Annotated in this window: 1 protein-coding gene; it reads right to left on the reverse strand. The window is 44.4% G+C overall.

Annotation, left to right across the window (positions count from 1 at the left end):
- A partial coding sequence (locus ABEB23_RS18180) for a PQQ-dependent sugar dehydrogenase (RefSeq protein WP_348814133.1) occupies window positions 1-556 on the reverse strand: 556 nt, incomplete at both ends.

The raw sequence follows: 556 nt of genomic DNA on the forward strand, positions 1-556 counted from the left end.
AGAATGTCATACCACTTGGCGAAACAACAGGATCCCAATAATACACAGGTTGTTCTAAACCTTCTTTTTGGGTAATTCCTTCTCCAATTTTCGGCCCGTCGTATTCAATGCCGTATGTAATGGTTGGCCAGCCATAATTTTTTCCCGGACTAAGTCTGTTAATTTCGTCTCCACCTCTTGGACCATGTTCACTTTGCCAGATTTCTCCCGTAGAAGGGTGAATTGCCAAGCCCTGCGGATTTCTGTGTCCAATTGAATAAAGTTCCGGTAGCGCGCCTGCACCTGTAAAAGTCGGATTTCCGGTAGCGGCCTGCCCATTTGTAGTAATGCGAACCACTTTTCCTAAACTGCTGTTTACGGCTTGTGCCAATGGACGCGTTTCTAAAACAGAGCGCTCTCCAATACTTACAATTGAGTTTCCTGATTTGTCAAACAAAACTCTTCCTCCATAGTGAAGAGTACTTGCGTTAGGCGTGTTAGAACGATAAATTACGGTTGCATTTTCTATAGCCGCGTCGTTACTTGCCAGTTTTCCTTTCGCTACAGCGGTAATATT

Origin of the sequence: Flavobacterium maritimum (assembly GCF_040049085.1) — a bacterium.
Lineage (GTDB): Bacteria > Bacteroidota > Bacteroidia > Flavobacteriales > Flavobacteriaceae > Flavobacterium > Flavobacterium maritimum.